The 20,814-nt window shown below is 73.7% G+C and carries 23 protein-coding genes; 14 read left to right on the plus strand and 9 right to left on the minus strand.

The window, feature by feature from the left end; all coding sequences use genetic code 11:
- Positions 1–329: 329 nt before the first annotated feature.
- The gene (locus I5Q34_RS19510; protein WP_199893607.1) at positions 330–569 is read right to left on the minus strand and encodes a hypothetical protein; all 240 of its coding nucleotides are present in this window, start codon (positions 567–569) and stop codon (positions 330–332) included.
- Between the two features lie 14 nt (positions 570–583).
- Positions 584–1,828: an inorganic phosphate transporter gene (locus I5Q34_RS19515; RefSeq protein ID WP_199893608.1), complete on the minus strand. Its 1,245-nt coding sequence runs from the start codon at positions 1,826–1,828 to the stop codon at positions 584–586.
- Positions 1,829–1,975: 147 nt separating this feature from the next.
- Between I5Q34_RS19515 and I5Q34_RS19520 the strand changes: the two genes are divergently transcribed.
- The 3 genes from I5Q34_RS19520 to I5Q34_RS19530 all read left to right on the plus strand — a co-directional run bounded on the left by I5Q34_RS19520 (position 1,976) and on the right by I5Q34_RS19530 (position 5,339).
- Positions 1,976–2,641 (plus strand): class II aldolase/adducin family protein, encoded by a 666-nt coding sequence (locus I5Q34_RS19520; RefSeq protein WP_199893609.1) that lies wholly within the window; start codon positions 1,976–1,978, stop codon positions 2,639–2,641.
- 75 nt (positions 2,642–2,716) lie between these two features.
- The gene (locus I5Q34_RS19525) at positions 2,717–3,841 is read left to right on the plus strand and encodes an alpha/beta hydrolase (protein ID WP_199893610.1); all 1,125 of its coding nucleotides are present in this window, start codon (positions 2,717–2,719) and stop codon (positions 3,839–3,841) included.
- Between the two features lie 100 nt (positions 3,842–3,941).
- On the plus strand, positions 3,942–5,339 hold the full coding sequence (locus tag I5Q34_RS19530; protein ID WP_199893611.1) for a hypothetical protein: 1,398 nt from the start codon (positions 3,942–3,944) through the stop codon (positions 5,337–5,339).
- Positions 5,340–5,523: 184 nt separating this feature from the next.
- On the opposite strand, the gene I5Q34_RS19535 is transcribed toward I5Q34_RS19530, so the two are convergent.
- Positions 5,524–6,099 carry a hypothetical protein gene (locus I5Q34_RS19535; RefSeq protein WP_199893612.1) on the minus strand — a complete coding sequence of 192 codons (576 nt, stop codon included), beginning with the start codon at positions 6,097–6,099 and terminating at the stop codon, positions 5,524–5,526.
- A 119-nt stretch (positions 6,100–6,218) separates the two neighbouring features.
- Here I5Q34_RS19535 and I5Q34_RS19540 point away from each other — a divergent pair, with 119 nt between their 5' ends.
- Genes I5Q34_RS19540 through amaP form a run of 5 tightly spaced genes read left to right on the plus strand, consistent with a single transcriptional unit; the run spans position 6,219 to position 8,467 of the window.
- Positions 6,219–6,683, plus strand: a complete 465-nt coding sequence (locus tag I5Q34_RS19540) for an Asp23/Gls24 family envelope stress response protein (protein WP_199893613.1) — start codon at positions 6,219–6,221, stop codon at positions 6,681–6,683.
- A 31-nt stretch (positions 6,684–6,714) separates the two neighbouring features.
- A complete protein-coding gene (locus tag I5Q34_RS19545) occupies positions 6,715–6,918 on the plus strand; it encodes a hypothetical protein (protein WP_199893614.1) in 204 nt (67 codons plus the stop codon).
- A 3-nt stretch (positions 6,919–6,921) separates the two neighbouring features.
- On the plus strand, positions 6,922–7,290 hold the full coding sequence (locus I5Q34_RS19550) for an Asp23/Gls24 family envelope stress response protein (protein ID WP_199893615.1): 369 nt from the start codon (positions 6,922–6,924) through the stop codon (positions 7,288–7,290).
- The gene (locus I5Q34_RS19555) at positions 7,287–7,859 is read left to right on the plus strand and encodes a DUF6286 domain-containing protein (RefSeq protein ID WP_199893616.1); all 573 of its coding nucleotides are present in this window, start codon (positions 7,287–7,289) and stop codon (positions 7,857–7,859) included. Before I5Q34_RS19550 ends, I5Q34_RS19555 begins: the two co-directional genes overlap by 4 nt.
- Positions 7,856–8,467 (plus strand): alkaline shock response membrane anchor protein AmaP, encoded by a 612-nt coding sequence (amaP, locus tag I5Q34_RS19560; RefSeq protein ID WP_199893617.1) that lies wholly within the window; start codon positions 7,856–7,858, stop codon positions 8,465–8,467. The genes I5Q34_RS19555 and amaP overlap by 4 nt, the downstream gene beginning before the upstream one ends.
- Before the next feature lie 246 nt (positions 8,468–8,713).
- Here the strand turns inward: amaP and I5Q34_RS19565 are convergent, their stop codons facing one another.
- Both I5Q34_RS19565 and I5Q34_RS19570 read right to left on the minus strand, forming a co-directional pair.
- Positions 8,714–9,502, minus strand: a complete 789-nt coding sequence (locus tag I5Q34_RS19565; RefSeq protein ID WP_199893618.1) for an SURF1 family protein — start codon at positions 9,500–9,502, stop codon at positions 8,714–8,716.
- Positions 9,503–9,599: 97 nt separating this feature from the next.
- Entirely contained in the window at positions 9,600–10,598 is a 999-nt protein-coding gene (locus I5Q34_RS19570) for a DEDDh family exonuclease (protein ID WP_199893619.1), read from the minus strand.
- Between the two features lie 141 nt (positions 10,599–10,739).
- On the opposite strand from I5Q34_RS19570, the gene I5Q34_RS19575 reads away from it, so the two are divergent.
- Both I5Q34_RS19575 and I5Q34_RS19580 read left to right on the plus strand, forming a co-directional pair.
- Positions 10,740–11,831 (plus strand): sterol desaturase family protein, encoded by a 1,092-nt coding sequence (locus tag I5Q34_RS19575; RefSeq protein WP_234429153.1) that lies wholly within the window; start codon positions 10,740–10,742, stop codon positions 11,829–11,831.
- The gene (locus tag I5Q34_RS19580) at positions 11,828–12,622 is read left to right on the plus strand and encodes a lysoplasmalogenase (protein WP_374193043.1); all 795 of its coding nucleotides are present in this window, start codon (positions 11,828–11,830) and stop codon (positions 12,620–12,622) included. The genes I5Q34_RS19575 and I5Q34_RS19580 overlap by 4 nt, the downstream gene beginning before the upstream one ends.
- Here the strand turns inward: I5Q34_RS19580 and I5Q34_RS19585 are convergent.
- Positions 12,583–14,118: a S8 family serine peptidase gene (locus I5Q34_RS19585; RefSeq protein WP_199893620.1), complete on the minus strand. Its 1,536-nt coding sequence runs from the start codon at positions 14,116–14,118 to the stop codon at positions 12,583–12,585. The two genes, I5Q34_RS19580 and I5Q34_RS19585, sit on opposite strands and share 40 nt — an antisense overlap.
- A gap of 600 nt (positions 14,119–14,718) precedes the next feature.
- Between I5Q34_RS19585 and I5Q34_RS19590 the strand changes: the two genes are divergently transcribed.
- The 3 genes from I5Q34_RS19590 (at position 14,719) to moaA (ending at position 17,749) form a co-directional block, all read left to right on the plus strand.
- Entirely contained in the window at positions 14,719–15,036 is a 318-nt protein-coding gene (locus tag I5Q34_RS19590; protein WP_277965499.1) for a DUF485 domain-containing protein, read from the plus strand.
- Positions 15,033–16,658, plus strand: coding sequence for a cation acetate symporter (locus tag I5Q34_RS19595; protein ID WP_199893622.1), 1,626 nt, complete (start codon positions 15,033–15,035; stop codon positions 16,656–16,658). Before I5Q34_RS19590 ends, I5Q34_RS19595 begins: the two co-directional genes overlap by 4 nt.
- A 107-nt stretch (positions 16,659–16,765) precedes the next feature.
- Positions 16,766–17,749 (plus strand): GTP 3',8-cyclase MoaA, encoded by a 984-nt coding sequence (gene moaA / locus I5Q34_RS19600; RefSeq protein WP_199893623.1) that lies wholly within the window; start codon positions 16,766–16,768, stop codon positions 17,747–17,749.
- A 75-nt stretch (positions 17,750–17,824) separates the two neighbouring features.
- Here the strand turns inward: moaA and I5Q34_RS19605 are convergent, their stop codons facing one another.
- Together I5Q34_RS19605 and I5Q34_RS19610 are read right to left on the minus strand one after the other, a co-directional pair.
- Positions 17,825–18,067, minus strand: coding sequence for a hypothetical protein (locus I5Q34_RS19605; protein ID WP_199893624.1), 243 nt, complete (start codon positions 18,065–18,067; stop codon positions 17,825–17,827).
- A 214-nt stretch (positions 18,068–18,281) separates the two neighbouring features.
- On the minus strand, positions 18,282–18,656 hold the full coding sequence (locus I5Q34_RS19610; protein WP_374193044.1) for a DUF3099 domain-containing protein: 375 nt from the start codon (positions 18,654–18,656) through the stop codon (positions 18,282–18,284).
- A 117-nt stretch (positions 18,657–18,773) separates the two neighbouring features.
- Between I5Q34_RS19610 and I5Q34_RS19615 the strand changes: the two genes are divergently transcribed.
- A complete protein-coding gene (locus I5Q34_RS19615; RefSeq protein WP_199893625.1) occupies positions 18,774–19,052 on the plus strand; it encodes a GlsB/YeaQ/YmgE family stress response membrane protein in 279 nt (92 codons plus the stop codon).
- 298 nt (positions 19,053–19,350) lie between these two features.
- On the opposite strand, the gene tyrS is transcribed toward I5Q34_RS19615, so the two are convergent.
- Positions 19,351–20,769 carry a tyrosine--tRNA ligase gene (tyrS, locus tag I5Q34_RS19620; RefSeq protein ID WP_199893626.1) on the minus strand — a complete coding sequence of 473 codons (1,419 nt, stop codon included), beginning with the start codon at positions 20,767–20,769 and terminating at the stop codon, positions 19,351–19,353.
- Between the last annotated feature and the right edge of the window lie 45 nt (positions 20,770–20,814).

Below are 20,814 nucleotides of genomic sequence, written 5' to 3' on the forward strand. Positions count from 1 at the left end.
GGCTCCGCCCCGGACCCCGTATCGCGGCTTCGCCGCTCGTCCTCAAGCGCCGGACAGGCTGAAGTGCGCGCCCGGGCACGAATCCAGCCCGTCTGGGGGCACCCCCTCTGGGGGAGTTTGAGGACAGCGCCCGAAGGGCGCTTCGGGGGTGCAGGGGGCGAAGCCCCCGCCTACCGCGCGGGGCGGTTTCGGGGGTCCAGGGGGCGCAGCCCCCGGTCAACGCGGCGAAGCCGCGTTACGGCCCCGGGGCCCGCCCCGGAAGAAACGGTGAAAGGGCGGGACCGGGGCACCCTCCCCGTCAGGCGACGACCGTCACGCGACGATCACCGTCACGCGACGATCAAATAGATCCCGTACCCAACGGCCGCCGCACACGCCGCGTAACACGCATACGCACCCGTCCGCACCAGAGCCGTGGCCCCGCCCTGGCCCCCGCCCCCGCCCCTGTTCCCGTTCCCGTTCCGGGACGACGTCCCCACGATCCCCAGCGTGAAGAGCCCCACCAGCGCCACCGTCATCACGACACTGACACCGAAGACCTGGCCGAGCGCGGCCCAATTGATGTTCATCGCGGAAGAGATCCTCAGCTGGTCGCGGCCACGGCGGGCTCAGGGGTTACGGAGGGGGCGGCCGGGGCGGCCGGGGCCGAGGACGGACCCGCCGGCGGCGGGGCGACGGCCTGCAGGGCCTGCGTGACGACACCGGCCGGCTCCTCCGCCACGGCCGCGGACGGTGCCGCGTCGTCGGGAACGACCGGCTTCCGCCGCGACGCCAGCCAGATCGCGCCACTCACGGCGAGACCGAGCACGGCGACGGCCGCGACGCCCCAGTCGCCCTGCTCGGCGAGCAGCGCCGCGCCACCGGCGACCAGACCCGCCGCGGGCAGCGTCAGGCACCAGGCGATGACCATGCGGCCGGCCGTGGACCAGCGCACCACGCCGCCCTTGCGGCCGAGCCCGGCGCCCATGATCGAGCCGGAGCAGACCTGCGTGGTGGAGAGCGCGAAGCCGATGTGCGAGGAGGCGAGGATCACCGTCGCGGCACCGGTCTGGGCGGCGAAGCCCTGCGCGGGGCGGATGTCGGTGAGTCCCTTGCCGAGGGTCTGGATGATGCGCCAGCCGCCCAGGTACGTACCGAGGGCGATCGCGAGACCGGCCGAGACGACGACCCACAGCGGCGGGTCGGAGTGCGGGGCGACGACGCCGCCGGTGACCAGGGCGAGTGTGATCACGCCCATGGTCTTCTGCGCGTCGTTGGTGCCGTGGGCCAGCGAGACGAGCGCGGCCGAGGCGATCTGGCCGGCGCGGTAGCCGCCCGCCGTCTCGGACTCGTCGCGGCCGCGGGCCAGCCGGTAGGTGAGCCGGGTCGCGAGGGTCGCGGCGATGCCGGCCACGACCGGCGCCGCCACCGCCGGGATCAGGACCTTCATGACGACGGCGTCACCGTGGACGCCGCCCGTGCCGACCGAGACCAGCGTCGCGCCGATCAGGCCGCCGAAGAGGGCGTGCGAGGAACTGGAGGGCAGACCGGCCAGCCAGGTCAGCAGGTTCCAGACGATCGCGCCGACCAGACCGGCGAAAATCACCTCTGGTCTGATCCCGGCGGCCTCGTCGATGATGCCCCCGGAGATCGTCTTGGCGACCTCCACCGAGAGGAACGCGCCGACGAGGTTGAGCACCGCCGACATCGCCACCGCGACCTTGGGTCTGAGAGCCCCGGTGGAAATGGTGGTGGCCATCGCGTTGGCCGTGTCGTGGAAGCCGTTCGTAAAGTCGAACACCAAGGCCGTGACGATCACGATCCCGATGAGAAGCGTGATGTGTTCCATTCACCCAGGCAATCAGTCCGGTGGTCAGTTTCAAGTACGTCAGCAAGTACGTCAGTACGTGAGTACGCGGCGACCGTAGGGACTCAGGGTGAACGGAAGGTGAACGGGCGCGGGAGTCACGGTGACGCGAACCGGAGGCGGTGAAGCATGAACGGACCCGCGGATTCCGCGGCCGAGGCCCGGATCCGGGCGGAAGTGCTGGCCACGGCCCGGCGGACGGTCGCCGAGGGGCTGGTGGTGGGCACCTCGGGGAACGTCTCGGCCCGGCTCGGCGACATGATCCTTGTCACGCCCAGCGGCGTCCCGTACGACCGGCTCGGCCCGGAGGACCTGGTGGCCGTGGACCCGGACGGCACCCCGCTCCACCCCGCCGGGCCCGTGCCCACCAGCGAGCTGCCCCTGCACCCCGCCGTCTACCGGGCCACCGACGCCACGGCGATCGTGCACACCCACGCCGTCCACGCCACCGCCGTCTCCCTCCTCGTCGACGAGGTGCCGCCGGTCCACTACGTGGCCGCGACCCTGGGCGGCCCGGTCCGCGTCGCGCCGTACGCCCTCTACGGCAGCGACGCACTCGCCCGCCACGCCCTGGCCGCCCTCGACGGCCGCACCGGCTGCCTGCTGCGCAACCACGGCACGCTCACCCACGGGGCGAGCCTCGACGCGGCCTACGACCGCACCGCCCAGCTGGAGTGGATGTGCCGCGTCTGGCTCGCCGCCTCCGGCGTCCCGGGCCGCGCGCCCACCCTGCTGACCCCGGACCAGCTCGCAGAAGCGGCCGAAAAGCTCACCGGATACGGCCGGAAACCGTAAACAACCGGGCAGAAATACCCGCTCGCCCGTTCACGCCGACTGGCCCCGCCCCGCGCGGCCGCCGACACTTGAGGGATGCATCTGGTCAGGACGACGGCCTGGACAGCGGCGACCGCGATCGGAGCCGGGACGGCCGCGCTGGCGGCCGGGCGGTACGCGGGCACCGCCGCCCTGCGGACCGGGCCCGGCACACCGCTGCCCGGCGAACACCCCCTCACCGTGCACGCCACCGACGCCGGCACCGTCACCCTCGCCCGCACCCCCTCCTCCGTACGCCCCGGCACCCACGGGATCGCCGCGCCCGGCCTGCACGCGATCGTCGGGCCGCCCGTCGCCGACGTCTCGCACCCCCACGACCGCGTCGTCCGCCACCTCGTCCGGGTCGTCCACGGCGACCTGCGCGCGGGTGCCCGTGTCCACTTCACCCCGCAGGTCCACGCCGGGGACCCGCACGGGGCGCTGGGCATCGTCCACCGCGACGTGGACCTGCCCGGCGAGGACGGCACGCTGCCCGCCTGGTTCGTGCCGGGCGCCCGCGACACCTGCGTCGTCGCCGTGCACGGGCTGGGCACCACCCGCGAACACCCCATGGTCGTCCTGCCGTTCCTGCACCGCTCGCGGCTGCCCGTGCTCGTCCCCGCCCTGCGGGGCGACCCCGGCGCGCCCCGGCCCGCCGACGGCATCGGCCGGCTCGGCGCCGCCGAGCGGTACGACGTCGCCGCCGCCGTCGCGGAGGCCGTGCGGCGCGGGGCCCGGCGTGTGGTGCTGCTCGGCTGGTCCACCGGGGCCACCGCGGCGCTGCTCGCCGCCGCCGACCCGCACGTGGCCCCGCGCGTCGGCGGGCTCGTCCTCGACTCCCCGGTGCTCGACTGGGACGCCGCGCTGCACGCGCTCGCCGGGCGCCGGACGCCCGCCGCGCTGCGCCCGCTCGCGGTGCACTCGGCCCGCGCCCGCGCCGGCCTCGACCAGGGCGAACTCCGGGCGGCCGCCGACCCGGCACGGCTGACCGTGCCCACCCTCCTCGTCCACGCCCCGGACGACCCCGTGGCCCCCTGGCACCACTCCCGTGACCTCGCCGCGCGCCGCCCCGACCTCGTCACCCTGCGGACGGTCCGCGACGCCGGGCACTCCGCCCTGTGGAACGTCGACCCGGCGGGCTACGAGGAGGCCCTGCGGCGTTTCCTGACCCCTTTCATGTAGGGGCGCACGCGGGCCCGCACAGGTCGCCACCAGGGGTCATGGGTGGCTGCATGGTTGATTCCGATTGGGTTTTCGGAGCGTGAACGGCAAGACTGCTCCTGTGACGTCCCGTACTCCGCGCGACTCCCGGCTCAGACTCGTCCCCCGGCAGCCGATCGCCGCCGCCCGCAAGGCGGTCGCCGACCGAGGCTCCCGTCCGGCCCCCCGCCCGCCCGCAGGCATCCCGGGCCGGCCGGAACTCGCCCGGCAGGCGAGAGCCGGTCTCACCGGCGCCGTCCGCCTCGCCCGCTGGGCGGCCGAGGCGGAGACCCGCCCCGAGGAGCTCGGCCGGGCCGCCGACCGGGCCGCGGCCGCCCTGGGGGTGACGCCCGACCGGGTGCGCGCCGACTGGGACCGGGCGCGGCTGGCCGGCCTCCTCGAACTGCACGGCGGCACCGCCCGTCCCGGCTGGCGGCTGACCGCCTGGGACCGGGACGACAGCGCCGTGCTGCGCGGCTGGGTGGCCCTCTTCGACGCCTGGTCGATCGCCCGCCCCGAACCGGCCGGCACCGACGCGACCGTCGCCGCCGAGGTCGTCGAGGCCGCCCCCCAACTGCTGTCCGTCATGCACCTGTCCGCCGGCCCGGTGCCCGTCGCCGAGCTGCTCGACCTCCTCCGGCAGCGCGTGGCCGAGATCCGCGCCGAGCGCTGCGAGGTCCGCTACGAGGGCCGTGACGAGGGGCGCCCGGTGCCGGACCGCCCCACCCGCTGCCCCGAGGCGGTCGAACCGCTCGCCGGCCTGCTCGACTGGGCCCTGGACGGGCTCGCCTCGGTCGGCGCCCTCGTCGTGCGCGGCACCGGCCCGACGGCCGAGGCGGTGCTGACGCCGCTGGGGAACTGGGCGGTATGGGTCAAGCTCGAACAGATCTGCGTGGCCGCCCAGAGCCCCGCGGGCAACATCGAGCTCGCCGCCGAGGCCATGCTGCGCGGCTGCGCCGACCTCAGCCCCGGCCCGGCCCGCGCCGAGTACCGCGCCTGGCTCGCCGCCCGGCCGGTGCGCAGCGCGGTCGCCGAGCTCCTGGACGCGGCCCGGGGCGACGACGCGCTGGTGCGCGGCCTGGCCTTCGAGGCGCTGCGCGCCGTGGGCGCCCCCGCGGAACCCGCGGTGCGCGCCGCCGTCGACGAGCCGGCCGTCCGCCCGTACGCCCTGCTGTGGCTCGCCGAGCAGGAGGGGCACGACCCCGAGGAGGCGGCGGAGGTCCTCACCCGCGAGGAGGCGACCTGGCTGTGGGTGGACACCGCCGCGGCCGTCGCCGACCACGGGGAGAGCCGGCTGTTGGTGCGCCACCTCGACTCGGCGGTGCAGGGCACGGTGCCCGGGCTGCTGGAGGAGGTACGTGCGGTGGGGCACCCCCGCACCGTCCAGGTGCTGGTGGCCCTGGCCGCCGCGCACCCCGACCCGGCGCTCGCCAAGGCGGTCCGCCGCGCGGCCTTCCAGGTCCACCGCGGGGGCACCTGAGCCGGTGCGGGGCCCTGGGGGAGGTTGCCCCTGCCCCGTCCTTTCACCGTTTCTTCCGGGGAGACCCCGGACCCCATCCGCCCTTCGGGCGGAGTCCTCAAACGCCGGACGAGGACTCCGCCCGAAGGGCGGACGGGGTCCGGGGTCTCCCCGGGAAACGGTGAAAGGGCGGGGCGGGGGCGACTCAACCGCGGCCCACGGCCGCGACGATGACCGCCCCGCCCACCACCTCCCGCACCGCCCGCGCCACATCCAGCACCCGAAACCCCTCCGCGACCCCGATCCACACCCCCACCCCGTCCGCGTACGACGCGACGACGCCCGGCACGGGCAGGGAGCCGGGCAGCACCGGCACCTCCGGAGCCGACACCACCCGCACCGCCGAAACCACCCGCACGTCAACCCCCTCCACCACCAACCCCACCCGCCCCTCCGCAGCCCCGATCAGCGCCTCCCGCACCCGTCCCGCCACGACCGGCAGCGGCTCCCCGGACTCCGCCGCCAACTCCACGGAGATCCGCAACGGCCCGGCCGGCAGGGCGCCAGGGGGGACCGGGACCGGTCCGGAAACCGGCGCGGCGGGGCTCCGGTCGATGCGGAGGGCACCGAGGCGTACCCCCGGCGGCACCGGAGCCGCCCGCAGCACGCGCACCGCCGCGGCCTCCGCGATCCACGCCCCGTCCTCCGCGCCCCCCAGCGGCAGCAGCCTGCCGAGGGCGAGTTGCCGGCGGACCGCCCGTTCCAACGACGCGTCGTCCATAGCCGTCCTCCTGCCGCACACGCCGCGAAGTTCGCACCGACAGGGCCTATCGTGTCAACAGATCGGTGGCGCCATGTCCCTCCCGCGGAACATTCCCCTGGAAGCGAGGCGAACGACCCATGACCGACACGACGGGCGGCGGCCCGGACGGACCCGGCCCCGGGGCGGCGAAGGAGAAGGAGTACGTGCCTCCGGCCGAGCGCGGACGCACCACCATCGCCGACGGCGTCGTGGAGAAGATCGCCGGCCTGGCGGCCCGTGACGTGGTCGGCGTCCACGCGATGGGCAGCGGTTTCGCGCGCACGTTCGGCGCGGTGCGCGACCGGGTGCCGGGCGGCGGCGGTGGCAAGTCCTCGACGCGCGGGGTGAAGGCGGAGGTCGGCGAGGTCCAGACGGCGCTCGACCTGGAGATCGTCGTCGACTACGGCGTGGCGATCGCCGAGGTGGCCCGCGCCGTGCGGGAGAACGTCATCGCCGCGGTGGAGCGCATGACCGGCCTGGAGGTCGTCGAGGTGAACATCGCCGTCAGCGATGTGAAGCTGCCCGACGAGGAGGAGGAAGAGACGCCGCCGAGGATCCAGTGACCGGCCCGGGGACAGGGACGAGGAGCGCACGATGAGCATGGCCGTGATCGGCTTGATCGTCGGCATGGCGCTCGGATTCGCCGGGTACTTCGGCGGGTTCGGCGCCTTCCTGCTGGTGGCGGCGCTGGGTGCCGTCGGGTTCGTCGCGGGCCGGTTCCTCGACGGCGACCTGGAGCCGGGCGACTTCTTCCGCCCGCGCGACCGTGATCGTGACCGCGACGACCGGAGGCGGTAGGCGATGACCGTCGCGCGGGGAGGGCGGGCCGTGGAACCGGCCGGGCGCGGAGCCACCCGGATCGCCGACCGCGTCGTCGCGAAGATCGCCTCGCAGGCCGCCCGCGAGGCGCTGGCCGACGACGGGGGAGGGGGGCCGGACCGTACGGCCCCGCACGCGTCCGTGACCGTCCACGAGGAGACGGCGCGGGTCGACGTCTCCGTCGAGCTCGGCTACCCGGCGGACATCGCCGGGCGCTGCCGCGCCGTGCGGCGGCGGATCACCGAGCGCGTACGGGCCCTGGCGGGCATGGAGGTGCCGGAGGTCGTGGTCACCGTGGAGCGGCTGCACTCGCCGCACCTGCGCGGCGGCGGGGCGGAGCGGGTGCGGTGACCGGGCCCGGGGAGGACGGGGACGGCGGCCGCGCGGGCCGCTTCTGGTCGGCCCGCCGGGTGCCCGCCGCGCTGGCGGCGGTCGTCGTCCTGGCCGCGGCGGCGCTCCTCCTCTACGACGTGGCGGCGGTACGGGCCGGCCGCCGGGCCCTGGGCTGGCGGCGCCGGCTCGCCCGGGAACTCGCCGACCGGCCGCTGGACAACGGCTGGATCATCGCCGGCGCGGCGGTCGTGGTGCTGCTGGGGCTCTGGCTGATCGTCCTGGCCCTGTCGCCGGGCCGGCGGGGCGTGCTGCCGATGCGGCGCGACAGTCCCGACGTCCGGGCCGGCCTCGACCGGCGCGCGGCGGCGCTGGTGGTGCGGGACCGGGTGCTGAAGGTCTCCGGCGTGCAGTCCGTACGCGTCGACGTCGGCCGGCTGACGGTCCGGGCGCGTGCGCGGGCGCACTTCCGGGACCTGGACGAGGTGCGCGCGGACGTGGACGGCGCGCTGGCCGACGCCGTACGGGAGTTGGGGCTCGCCCGGCGGCCCGTCCTGTCGGTGCGCGTCCACCGGCCGCCGAGGCGGTGAGGGCGGTGCTGCGGCTTTTCAACCGTGTACTGCTGGGGCTGGCGGGGCTGTTGCTGGCGGGGCTCGGCGCGGCGGTGCTCGTCGGGGCGCTGGACCTGCCCCGGCACTGGGACTTCTCCCTGCCGTCCGCCTGGCCGTTCCAGGGGCCGGACGACGTCCTGCTCACGGCCGCGGACCGGCGGCGGTGGCGGGGCCGGGGCTGGTGGTGGCCGGTCGTGCTCGGCGCGCTGGCGGTGGTGCTGCTGCTCGCGGTGTGGTGGCTGGTGGCGCAGTTGCGCCGGCGGCGGGTGCGGGACATGGTGCTCGGCGGGGGCGAGCCCGACGATCCCGTCGTGATCGTGCGTGGGCACGCGCTGGAGGAGGCGCTGGCGGCGGAGGCGGGGGCCCTGGACGGGGTCGAGCGGGCGGGGGTGGTGCTGGTGGGACGGCGGAACGCGCCGCGGGCGCGGGTGGTTCTGGTGCTGGGTGCGGGGGCGGTGCCGGATGTGGTGCTGCGGCGTTTCCGGGCGGAGGTCCTGGGGGCGGCCCGGACCTCGGCCGGGCTGGCGCGGCTTCCGGCGGAGGTGCGGTTGCGGGCGGTGCGGCATCGCGCGGAGCGCGTGGGGTGAGTTTTTCTCCCCGCCCCGCCCTTTCACCGTTTCTTCCGGGGCTGCGCCCCCGGACCCCGCATCGCCCTTCGGGCGATGTCCTCAAACGCCGGACGGGCTGGCTTCGCGCCCGGGCGCGAAATTTCAGCCCGTCCGGCGTTTGAGGACGAACGCGGCGCAGCCGCGTTGCCCCGCGCGGAGCGCGCGAGAAGCTGGGGGCACCCCCTCTGGGGGAGAAAGGGCGGGGCGGGGCCGGGGCAAAACCCCTCAGACCCCGGCGGGGACCGCTTCCTCTTCCGCCGCCGCGGCCGCCGCCGCCGCGATCTGATCACGCCGCTCGCGCCGAACCAGAATCACCCAGCCGACCGGCACGAACGCCGAGAACAGCCACCACTGCACCGTGTACGCCATGTGATTGCCGATGCTGCTGTGATCCGGCTCGTCGATCGTCTGCGGCTGTCCCTCCGGCGCGGGCGAGACCAGCTCCAGGAAGCCGCCGAGCACCGGCCGGTGCAACTCCTTCGCCTGCCGCTCGCTGTTGATGATCATGATCATGCGGGGCGGCAGCCCCTTCGTGTCCCGGATGCCGCTGCCGGGATCCTCGTCGGCGCGCAGCCGCCCGGTGAGGTCGATCCGGCCCGAGGGCGGGGCGGGAACCTTCGGGTACTCGCGCTGGCCGGCGTCGGCCGGGATCCAGCCGCGGTTGACCAGGACCGCCCTGCCGTCGTCCAGGACGAACGGCGTGACGACCATAAAGCCGGACTTGCCGGAATTGTCGGTCCGCAGGCGGACCACGACCTCGCCCTTGGTGTCGTACGTCCCCTTGGCCGTGACCCGGCGCCAGACGTTCTCGTGGGCCACCTCGCGGCCGGGCGCCGTCAGGTCGGTGACGGGCACGGGGGCGTGTTCGAGGCTGCGGGCGATCTGGTCGTTGCGCGCCACCCGTTGCTCATGGCGATGCAGCTGCCAGAAGCCCAGTTTGATCATCACCGGGATGAGGACGATCCCCACGAGCGTGAGGATCACCCACTGCCGGGTCAGCAGGAAGCGGTACACGCCAGTGACGGTACCTGGTGCGGTTCGTCCCCCGGCGTCCGGGTCTGCCGGACCGGGCCGGACCGATCCGGCAGACCCGGCAGGCCCAGTAGACCCGTCAGGCCCCCTCCGCCGGCATCACATGCGAGAGCAACTGCACGAAGGCGGCCTCGTCGACGACCGGCGTCCCGTACTGCCGGGCCTTGACGGTCTTGGACGTGTGGGACCCCGGGTCGTTGGTGACCAGCAGGCTGGTCAGCCGCGAGATGCTCGTCGCCACGTGCAGTCCGGCCTCGGTCGCCCGGTCCTCCAGCAGCTCCCGGTCGATCGAGGTGTCGCCGGAGAACGCCACCCGCATGCCCTGGACGAGCTGTCCGCCCACCCGGTAGCGGCCGGGGTTGGGATACGGGCAGGCGGGCCGCTTGCGGCTCGGCCGCCACGTCGCGCCGCCGCGGTGCTGCCAGGACGGCTGGTAGCCCACGGTCGCCGACCGGACGGCCGCCGGGCCGTCGGACCACTCCGTCAGCGGCTGGCAGGCCAGCAGCGGCAGCCGCAGGTTCGCCTCCGCCGCCAGCGCCAGGCTCGGCCGGAACGCCTCCGCCAGCACCCGGGCGTCGTCCAGCGCGTGGTGCGCCTGCCGCTGCTCGACCCCGTAATGCGCGGCCAGGGACTCCAGCTTGTGGTTGGGCAGCGGCAGCCCGAGCTCCTTGGAGAGCGCGATCGTGCACAGCCGCCGGCGCACCGGCGCCTCGGAGCCGGCCCGCGCGTACTCCCGGGCGATCATCGACCAGTCGAACGCCGCGTTGTGCGCGACCAGCACCCGGCCGTCCAGCCGCTTCGCGAACTCCTCCGCGACGTCCTCGAACACCGGGGCGTCCGCGAGGACTTCGGAGGTCAGCCCGTGGATCCACACCGGGCCGGGATCGCGGCGGGGGTTGACCAGCGTGTACCACGAGTCCTCCACCCGGCCGCGGGCGTCCAGCTGGTACACGGCAGCCGACACTATCCGGTCGTCCCGGGCGAGCCCGGTGGTCTCCACGTCGACGACCGCGTATCCCTCGGGATACGCGGCCGGCCACGGGGTGGGCGATGCGGCTGCGATGCGGTCTTCGAGCATGGTCCAAGAGCTTACGGGCCCCCACTGACAGCGCTTCCCCGCCTCCCCCGCCGGACCCGGCCGGACCGGCGCCCGCCACGATCGGTACCCCAGGGTAACAACCCCTAGCCGTACGGCCGTCGGCGTGTTTATGGTGCCGTCATGCCGCACCTTCCGGATGTCGTGTTGTGGTCGGTCCCCGCCTTCACCGTGCTCACCGTGATCGAGGCGGTGAGCTACCGCCTCCATCCCGACGACGAGGCCGAGGGCTACGAGACCAAGGACGCGGCGACCAGCATCGGCATGGGCGTCGGCAGCGTGCTCTTCGACGCCCTGTGGAAGATCCCCATCGTCGCGGTCTACACCGCGATCCACGAACTCACACCGCTGCGCGTCCCGCTGCTGTGGTGGACGCTGCCCCTGATGCTGCTCGCCCAGGACTTCTTCTACTACTGGTCGCACCGCGGCCACCACGTGATCAGGATCCTGTGGGCCTGCCACGTCGTGCACCACTCCAGCCGGAAGTTCAACTTCACCACCGCGCTGCGCCAGCCGTGGACCACCTGGACCGTCTGGCCGTTCTACGTGCCGATGGTGGCGCTGGGGGTGCACCCGGCGGCCGTCGCCTTCTGCTCGGGCGCCAACCTCGTCTACCAGTTCTGGGTCCACACCGAACGGATCGGGAAGCTGCCCCGGCCCTTCGAGTACGTCCTCAACACCCCCTCGCACCACCGGGTGCACCACGCCTCCCAAGGCGGTTACCTGGACCGCAACTTCGGCGGGATCCTCATCGTCTGGGACCGGCTCTTCGGCTCGTTCGTCGCGGAGGGGGAACGGCCCGTCTACGGGTTGACGAAGAACATCCACACGTTCAACCCGCTGCGCGTCGCGACCCACGAGTACGCCGCGATCGCGCGCGACGTCCGGGCCGCCCGCACGTGGGGCGAGCGCGCCGGGCGGATCTTCCGCGGCCCGGGCTGGCAGCCGAAGGGGTCCGGGCCGGCGGGCTCCGGACGGGTCCGGGCCTCCGGGCCGGGGACGGCCGGGGCTCCCGGGCCCGGGCGGGCCGTGCCCGGTGCGCCGCCGGCACCCGGCCGTGCCGGAACCTCCGCCTCCGGCCGGGCCCAAGTCGCCTCGCCGGAGCGGGCGATGGGCCCCGAGCCCCGGCGGGCCGGGCGCTCGGGCTCCCGGCGGGCGGGGGCCTTCGGCCCGGAACCGGCCGAGGCCCGCAGGCCCCGGCGGGCCGGCCGGTGAAGGCGCTGCGCCGGCCCCGGCTCGCCCTGGCCGCCGGGGGCGTCCACCTCGGCGCCCTGCTCACCGGCGCCACACCCGTCGCGCGGGCCACCAAGCCGGTGCTGATGCCGCTGCTCGCCGAGTACGTCCTGGTCCGGGGCGGACCCCCGCTGCTGGCGGTCGCGCTGCTGCTCGGCTGCGCGGGGGACGTCCTGCTGCAGGCCGGCGGGGAAACGGCGTTCTTGCTGGGGATGGGCGCCTTCGCGGCCGGGCACCTGTGCTACCTCGGGCTGTTCGCCCGGTACGGCGGCGCGTCCGCGGACCGGCCGGACCGGCCCGGCGCGGCGGGTACTCCGGGCCGGTGGCGCCTGCCCGGCGTGCCGGATGCCGCCGGTCCGGCCGGCAAGCCGCACCTGCGCCCCGCCCTCGGCTACGCCGCCGCCTGGGCCGCGACGACCGCCCTGCTGTGGCCGGGCCTGCCCGGGCGGCTGCGGCCGCCCGTCGCGCTGTACGGCCTGCTGCTGACGGCGACGGCGTACGGCGCGCTGCGCACCGGTCGCCGGGGCGCGGCGGGCGGTGCGCTCTTCCTGCTCTCCGACACCCTCATCGCGTCCGGCCTCGCGAAGTGGCCGCAGGCCCCCGCACCCCAGTTCTGGATCATGCTGACCTATCTGGGGGCGCAGGCCCTGCTGGCGGACGCGGTGGTGCGGGCGGCGGCGGAGACGGAGGGCGCCGGGCGCCGGCCCGGTCCCCTCCGCCGATGGGCCGGACGTCAGCCGCGGGCCGCGGCCAGGGCGTCCACGATGCCGTAGCCGTAGTGGCTGTTGATGTTCTTGGTGCCGACGCAGGGGGCGTCGGCGGGAGCCTGCGCCGGGCAGCCCGGGTTCTTGGCCTGGGCCTTGAGGATCCACTGGATCTCCGCCGGGGTGGACTTCGGGTGGGTGCTCTTCAGCAGCGCCGCCACGCCCGCGACGTGCGGACCGGCCATCGAAGTGCCCTGCAGGAAGCCGTAGTCGCCGCCCGGGAGGGTGGAGAGGATGCGGCCGTCCTTGGCGGGGGCGTCCGGGATCTGGCGGGCGTCACCGCCGGGGGCCGCCACGTCGATGGCGCCGATGCCGTAGTTGGAGTAGTACGACTTCAGCGAGTTGACGCCGGTGGCGGAGACGGTGATGACACCGGGCAGCTGGGCCGGGACGTCCAGGCACTTGGCCGGGTCGATGTCGCGCGGGCCGGGCTTGGTGTCGTTGGGGCTCGACGCGTCGGTGATCTTCTTGGCCGCCAGGTCGAAGTTGGAGTTGCCGGCCGAGGCGACGTTGACGACGCCCTTGCGGTCGGCGTACCGCACCGCGCGGTTGACCGCGTCGGCGATGGCCTTCTGGTCGGCGTCGTCCGTGCAGTTGAACATCCACGGGTCGACGTAGTAGCTGTTGTTCGTCACCGATATGCCGTGGTCGGCGGCGAAGACGAAGGCGCAGACCACGCTCTCCGCGTAGAAGAAGCTGCCCTTGTCGGTGCTCACCTTGAGCGCGGCTATCTTCGCGCCCGGCGCCACACCGGCCACGCCCACGCCGTTGCGGGCCGCGGCTATGGTGCCGGCCACGTGCGTGCCGTGGTAGTCCGTCGCGGGGTTGAACGGCCGCCAGGCACCGGCGCTGGTGTCCGCCTTGCCGGTGACGCAGCTGGCCGACTGGGAGCGGGAGAAGTTCGGCGCGAGGTCGGGGTGGGTGTCGTCGACACCCGTGTCTATGACGCCGACGGTGACCTTGCGGCTGCCCGGGTTGACCTTCGCGGCCTTGTCGGCCTTGATGGCCGGCAGGTCCCACTGGAGGCTCTCCAGCGGCTCCTGGGCGTTCTTGCCGCCCTTGCCGGACTTGGCCGCCTTCGCCGCGGCCGCCGCGTACGACTTCGGCAGCTTGAGCTTCTGGGGCTTGCCCACGTCCGTGGTGGCCGCCGGGGTGAGGGGAGCGGTGCGGGTGGCGCCCGCGGACTGGACGCCCGGGACCGCGCGCAGCGTCCTGGCGAAGTCCGGGTTGGCCGAGTGCGCGACGATGACGCCGATCTTGTCGTACGACTCGACGATGCTGCCGCCGTTCTGCCGGACGGACTTCTTCACCGCGTCGAGCGTGCCGCGCTCGGTGGCCGTGTTGACCACGTACGACAGCAGCGGGCCGTCGGTCTTCACCGTGGGCTTCGCGGCCGGGGCGGCGGCCGAGGCGACGCCGGGCAGGAAGCCGAGGGAGGCGGTGAGCGCCAGGGCGGCGGGCACGGCCAGGAGGGCGTGCCGGCGTCTGGTGCGCAGATGAGCCATGGGAACTCCACATCATCCGGGCCGTCCGGAGCACCAGGCGCGCCCGGACGGGTACATGACGAGTGAAGCTAGCGCCGATCATGGCTGCGGAGCAATGAATTCCCCGAGCAACGGCGGAAACGGGGCGCTTTGTCCCTGCCCGGCACCGGAGTTCAGCCCCGGCCGGGGGTCCGCAGGGCCTCGATGCTCAGCGGCGGAAGCGGTACCCTCGGCCCGAACCAGCGGCCGGTGACCGGGATCGCCGCGGGCCGGTCCGTGTGCACGGCCGGCAGGGGCGCCGTCAACCTGATGATTCCGAACGGCCGTCGATCAGGGGACTGGCCGGGGGACTGCCGCTGAGGCGGCGGCTCGGTGCTCACGCCAGGTCAACGAGGCCGTCCCCGGCCGGTTTTGCCCCGCCCGGTCCACGCTCCGCCATTCAACGACCGCCCCCCTGTCGCATACTGCGGTGTCGCTCTACGATGCGTGATCCGGATCACAGCCTTCGGCTCGCGCCCGCACCCATCACCGTCAGGAGAGGCCGTGGACTCAGAAGAGGTCGCGGAGACCCCCACCACCGCAACAGACCAACGGCAGCCGGACGGGACGTCCCGGCCCGGCATCCCCGTGCAGCCCGACCGCTTCCTCGCGGTCCAGGCCAGCGCGGAGTTCGGCGAACTGCGCAGGGCCCACCGCTCCTTCGCCTTCCCCCTCACCGTCGCCTTCGTCGCCTGGTACCTGCTCTACGTGCTGCTGTCCAACTACGCGGGCGGCTTCATGGACACCGTCCTCGTCGGAAACGTCAACGTCGCCCTCGTGTTCGGCCTCGGCCAGTTCCTCACCACCTTCCTGATCGCCTGGTGGTACTCCCGGCACGCCGCGGCCCGCATCGACCCCCGGGCCGAGGCCGTCAAGGCCCGTATGGAGGCGGGCGAATGAGCACCCCCCTGACCGTCCTCGCCGCCGGAGGCGCCGGCGAGCACCGCACCCTGATCATCACGCTGTTCTCGGTCTTCGTCGCCATCACCCTGGGCATCACCGTCTGGGCCGGCCGGCAGACCAAGGGCGCCGACGACTTCTACGCCGGCGGCCGCTCCTTCTCCGGCTTCCAGAACGGCCTGGCCATCTCCGGCGACTACATGTCCGCCGCGTCCTTCCTCGGCATCGCCGGCGCCATCGCCCTCTTCGGCTACGACGGCTTCCTCTACTCCATCGGCTTCCTCGTCGCCTGGCTGGTCGCCCTGCTGCTGGTCGCCGAACCGCTGCGCAACTCCGGCCGGTTCACCATGGCCGACGTCCTCGCCCACCGCCTGGCGCAGCGCCCGGTGCGCACCGCCGCCGGCACCTCCACCATCGTCGTCTCGATCTTCTACCTGCTGGCCCAGATGGTCGGCGCGGGCGCGCTCGTCGCCCTGCTGCTGGGCGCCAGCGGCGAGGGGGCCCGGCGCTGGATCATCGTCCTGGTGGGCCTGGTGATGGTGCTGTACGTGACGATCGGCGGGATGAAGGGCACCACTTGGGTGCAGATCGTCAAGGCGGTCCTGCTCATCGCGGGCACCCTGCTGATCACGGTCCTGGTGCTCAACAAGTTCGACTGGAACCTCTCCCACCTGCTCGGCGCCGCCGCCGAGCGGAGCGGCAAGGGCCGGGCCTTCCTCGAACCCGGGCTCCAGTACGGCAAGGACGGCACCTCGAAGCTCAACTTCGTCTCGCTCGGCCTCGCGCTCGTCCTCGGCACGGCCGGACTGCCGCACATCCTCATCCGCTTCTACACCGTGCCCACCGCCAAGGCCGCCCGCACGTCGGTGAACTGGGCCATCGGCATCATCGGCGCCTTCTATCTGATGACCATCGCGCTGGGCTTCGGCGCCGCGGCCCTCGTCGGCTCCAAGGCCATCGTCGCCTCGAACGAGTCCGGCAACACCGCGGCGCCGCTGCTCGCCGAGGAGGTCGGCGGGGGCGCGGGCTCCACCGGCGGCGCCGTGCTGCTCGCGGTGATCTCCGCCGTCGCCTTCGCCACCATCCTCGCCGTGGTCGCCGGCCTCACCCTCGCCTCGTCCGCCTCCTTCGCGCACGACCTGTGGGCCAACGTCATCCGCAAGGGCGCGACCGGGGAGAAGGAGGAGATCCTCACCGCCAAGATCGCCGCCGTGGTCATCGGCGGGATCTCCATCGTGCTGGGCATCTTCGCCCACCGGCTCAACGCGGCCGCCCTGGTGGCGCTGGCCTTCGCCGTCGCCGCCTCGGCCAATCTGCCGACGATCCTCTACAGCCTCTTCTGGAAGCGCTTCACCACCCGGGGCGCCCTGTGGTCGATCTACGGCGGACTCGTCTCCTCCGTCACCCTGGTGATCTTCTCACCGGTCGTCTCGGGCAACCCCAAGGCGCTCTTCCCCGGCATGAGCTTCGACTGGTTCCCCCTCGGCAACCCCGGCCTCGTCTCCATCCCGCTCGGCTTCCTGCTCGGCTGGCTCGGCTCGCTGCTCACGCGGGAGGCGGCGGACCCGAAGAAGTACGCCGAACTGGAGGTCCGTTCGCTCACCGGCTACGGCGCGCACTGACCGTCGCCCCACCGTCCCCCGGGGCGTCAACGAACTGTTGATGCCCCGGGGGATCGCGTACGCTGCGGACCATCGGCACCAACGGTCACCGCGGGAGGGGCAGCGCCGTGCTCATCGACACCTACGGCCGCATCGCCAGGGACTTGAGGGTTTCCCTCACCGACCGCTGCAACCTCCGCTGCACCTACTGCATGCCCGAAGAGGGCCTCCAGTGGCTCGCCCGGCAGGAGTTGCTCACCGACGACGAGATCGTCCGCCTGGTGCGGATCGCCGTCACCCGGCTCGGCATCACCGAGGTCCGCTTCACCGGCGGCGAGCCGCTGCTGCGCCCCGGGCTGGTCTCCGTCGTCGAGCGGTGCGCGGCCCTCGAACCGCGCCCCCGGATGTCCCTCACCACCAACGGCATCGGCCTGGCCCGCACCGCGACCGCCCTGCGGGAGGCCGGCCTCGACCGGGTCAACGTCTCCCTCGACACCCTGCGCCCCGACGTCTTCCAGCGACTCACCCGGCGCAAGCGCCACCAGGACGTCCTCGACGGACTCGCCGCCGCCCGGGCCGCCGGCCTCGACCCCGTCAAGGTCAACACCGTCCTGATGCCCGGCCTCAACGACGACGAGGCCCCCGACCTGCTCGCCTGGGCGGTCGAGAACGGGTACGAGCTGCGCTTCATCGAGCAGATGCCGCTGGACGCCCAGCACGGCTGGCGCCGCGAGGAGATGATCACCGCCGGGGACATCCTGGCGAGCCTGCGCACCCGCTTCGCGCTCACCCCCGAGGAGAGCCGCGGCTCCGCCCCCGCCGAGCGCTGGCTCGTGGACGGCGGCCCGGCCCGGGTCGGCGTCATCGCCTCCGTCACCCGCCCGTTCTGCTCCGCCTGCGACCGCACCCGGCTCACCGCCGACGGGCAGGTGCGCACCTGCCTGTTCGCCACCGAGGAAACGGATCTGCGCGGGGCGCTGCGCTCGGGCGCCGACGACGAGGAGATCGCCGGGCGGTGGCGGCGGGCGATGTGGGGCAAGAAGGCGGGCTCGGGCCTCGACGACCCGGCGTTCCTCCAGCCGCGCCGCCCGATGTCCGCGATAGGCGGCTGAGGAGCGCCAAGCGCTCCGCTCGAAGTCCGGTACGTCATCCGCGGGTGCGTCGTGGCCGGTCGCGCGGTTCCCCGCTCAGCTCCGTGCCTCCCACTCCTCCAGCGTCACCACGTCCTTGAGGAAACCGCGCACGCCCAGGAACTGCGACAGGTGCTCGCGGTGCTCCTCGCACGCGAGCCAGGTCTTGCGGCGCTCGGGGGTGTGCAGCTTGGGGTTGTTCCACGCCAGCACCCAGACGGCGGGGGCGCGGCAGCCCTTGGCCGAGCAGATGGGGGCGGTGGACGCGTCGGGGGAGCCGGGGAAGCCGGGGAAGTTCACCCGTCAACTCTACGTGCCGGTACGGCGCGTCCGTACGCGGGCACGACGACGCCGGGCAGCCACGGGGGGAGCCGCCCGGCGTCGATCATTCGCTCCGACGGGGGATGCGGAGCGCCTACGAAGTATGTCACGGAGAGCCCCGTCGAGGGCACCTAAAGACATGATTCATTTGAGGTTTTGCTGAGCTTCGACCCGGCGTTCCGGAACCCAAGCCTCAACTCTGGTCGCCCTGTTGGGTCCCGCGGACGCTCTCACCGGCGGAGTCCGCCGCTCCGCCGGGGCCGGTGGGGAGCGCCGGCCGGGTGGGCCCGGGGACGAACGTCTGGGGCAGCGAAGGGACGTTCTCCCGGCCCGCGTTGGCGATCACCACCGCGACGTAGGGGAGCAACATGCCCAGGACGAGGGTGCCGAGCGCGATGTGGCGCTCCACGTTCCACAGCACCACCGTCAGGATGACCGCGAGCGTACGGATCCCCATCGAGATGACGTAGCGGCGCTCGCGCCCGCGCACGTCCTCCTTCAGGCCCTGCCGGGCTCCGGTGATCCGGAAGGTCTCCGTCTGGCCGCGCTTCCGTATCACGTGCACCACCTGATCGCTTCTGCTGGTCGGGTCGGGATGTACTCAACGTTACGCCGCGCGGTCCGGCAAGACGAGGGCGGGGAGGCTCGACGTGCGGGGCGGGCCGGGCGGGCCGACACTGCTGCCATGAACTGGTTGTGGGCCATCATCGTCGGTCTGGTCCTGGGCCTGATCGCCAAGGCGATCCTCCCGGGAAAGCAACGGATCCCGCTCCTGCTGACGATCATCTGCGGCATGATCGGGGCGGTGCTGGGGAACTGGGGGGCGTCGGGGCTGGGGGTCCGGCACACGCACGGCGTGGACTGGATCCGGCATGTACTGCAGCTGGTCGGCGCGATCGTGGTGGTGGCGCTGGGCGACCGGGTGTGGGTGGCGGTACGCGGCGGCCGTGACCGCGGGGATTGATCCCCGCCCCGCCCTTCACCGTTTCCGCAGGGGCGCAGCCCCTGCATCCCCGAAGCGCCCTTCGGGCGCTGTCCTCAAACTCCCCCGGACAGGCTGAATGATCAGCCCGTCCGGGGGCACCCCTTCTGGGGGAGTTTGAGGACGAGCGGCGAAGCCGCGATGCGGGGTCCGGGGCGGAGCCCCGGTGGGGGGGTGCAGGGGGCGAAGCCCCCGCTCACCGCGCGGAGCGCGGTGCCGGGCCCCGGGGCCCGCCCCGGAAGAAGCGGTGAAAGGGCGGGACCGGGGCCAAAACCCCCGGCTACAGCCCCCGCAGCTCCGCCACCCGACGCCCCGCCTTGAGGTAGACGGCACCCGCGTCGGAACCCAGACCCGCCCCCGACAGCAGCTCCGGGACGACCTCCCCGAGCGGCCGGATCGCGTCCGCCTCCGCGAGCACGATCGCCTCCTGCCCGTCACCCGTCTCGACGATCAGCCGCAGGCCGTTCTGCTTCGCCACCCGCCGCGCCGCCGACGCGCTCGGCTGGAAGCCCAGCACCTTGCTGAGCACGCCGGTCACCGTCTCGGCCCCGTGCTCGGCGACCTCGACCACCGGCAGCGCCTCGACGTCCGTGAAGCTCTTCTTCGAGAACTGCGCGACGAAGCCCGCACGGGCGGCCATCGCCGCCTCGACGCCGTAGAGCACGGCCACGACCTCACCGGCGAGGACCTTCTTGAGGTCCATCGGGTGCAGCGAGCGCGACTCGATCCGGGACAGCGCGAGGGAGATCTCCTCGTCCGTCCACTCCGTCCACGCCTTGAGGTACGGCTCCATGAGCCGGTCCGGCACGGACATGATCTTGCCGAAGACGTCGTCGGCGGTGGCGTTCAGCCCGACGTAGTTGCCCTTGGACTTGGACATCTTCGCGCCGGTGCCGTCCGTGCCCTCGATGAGCGGCATGGTGACCACCAGCTGCGGCCGCTGCCCGCGCAGCTCCATCAGCTTGCGGCCCATCTGCAGGTTGAGCAGCTGGTCGGCGCCGCCCAGCTCCACGTCGCAGTCCAGGGCCACGGAGTCCAGGCCCTGGGCGACCGGGTAGAGCAGCTCGGACATGGTCAGGCCGGAGCCCGAGGCCAGCCGGCTGCGGAAGTCCTCGCGCTGCAGCAGCTGCGAGACCGGCACCTGGGAGAGCAGGGACAGCAGCTCCGGGAAGGTGAACGGGGACAGCCACTCGCTGTTCTGGACGAAGCGGACCGCGTCGAAGTCGAAGAACGGCCGCACCTGCTCGCGGTAGCCGGCCAGGTTCTTCTCGATGTCGGCGTCGGTCAGCGGCGGCCGCTCGGCCGTACGGCCCGTCGGGTCGCCGATCTTGGCCGTGAAGTCGCCGATCAGCAGCGTGACGTCGTGGCCCATCCGCTGGAAGCGGCTGAGGACGATCATCGGGACGGTGTGACCGAGGTGGACGTCGGCCGCCGTCGGGTCGATGCCCAGCTTGATGTGCAGGCCCTTGCCCGTGGCCCGGAGCTCCCCGATCCGCTCGGCCAGCTTCTCGCGGCCCGGCAGCACCTCCACGGCACGGCCCGCGATCAGGGCGGCCTGCTCGTCCGGCGAGAGGTCCGTCAGGTCCAGATAGCGCCGCGCCTTGGTCTCGGTGAGCAACTGCTCCACGGTCGAGTCGAGGGAGAGGTCCTGCGCGAGGAGCTCGCTGGCGCGGGCGACGGATTCGCCGAGGCGTGTCATGGCGTTCCTGAGATCGTTGCGGACGGTTGGACGGGACGAGCCCGT

Source organism: Streptomyces sp. AV19, assembly GCF_015999245.1.
Classification (GTDB): domain Bacteria; phylum Actinomycetota; class Actinomycetes; order Streptomycetales; family Streptomycetaceae; genus Streptomyces.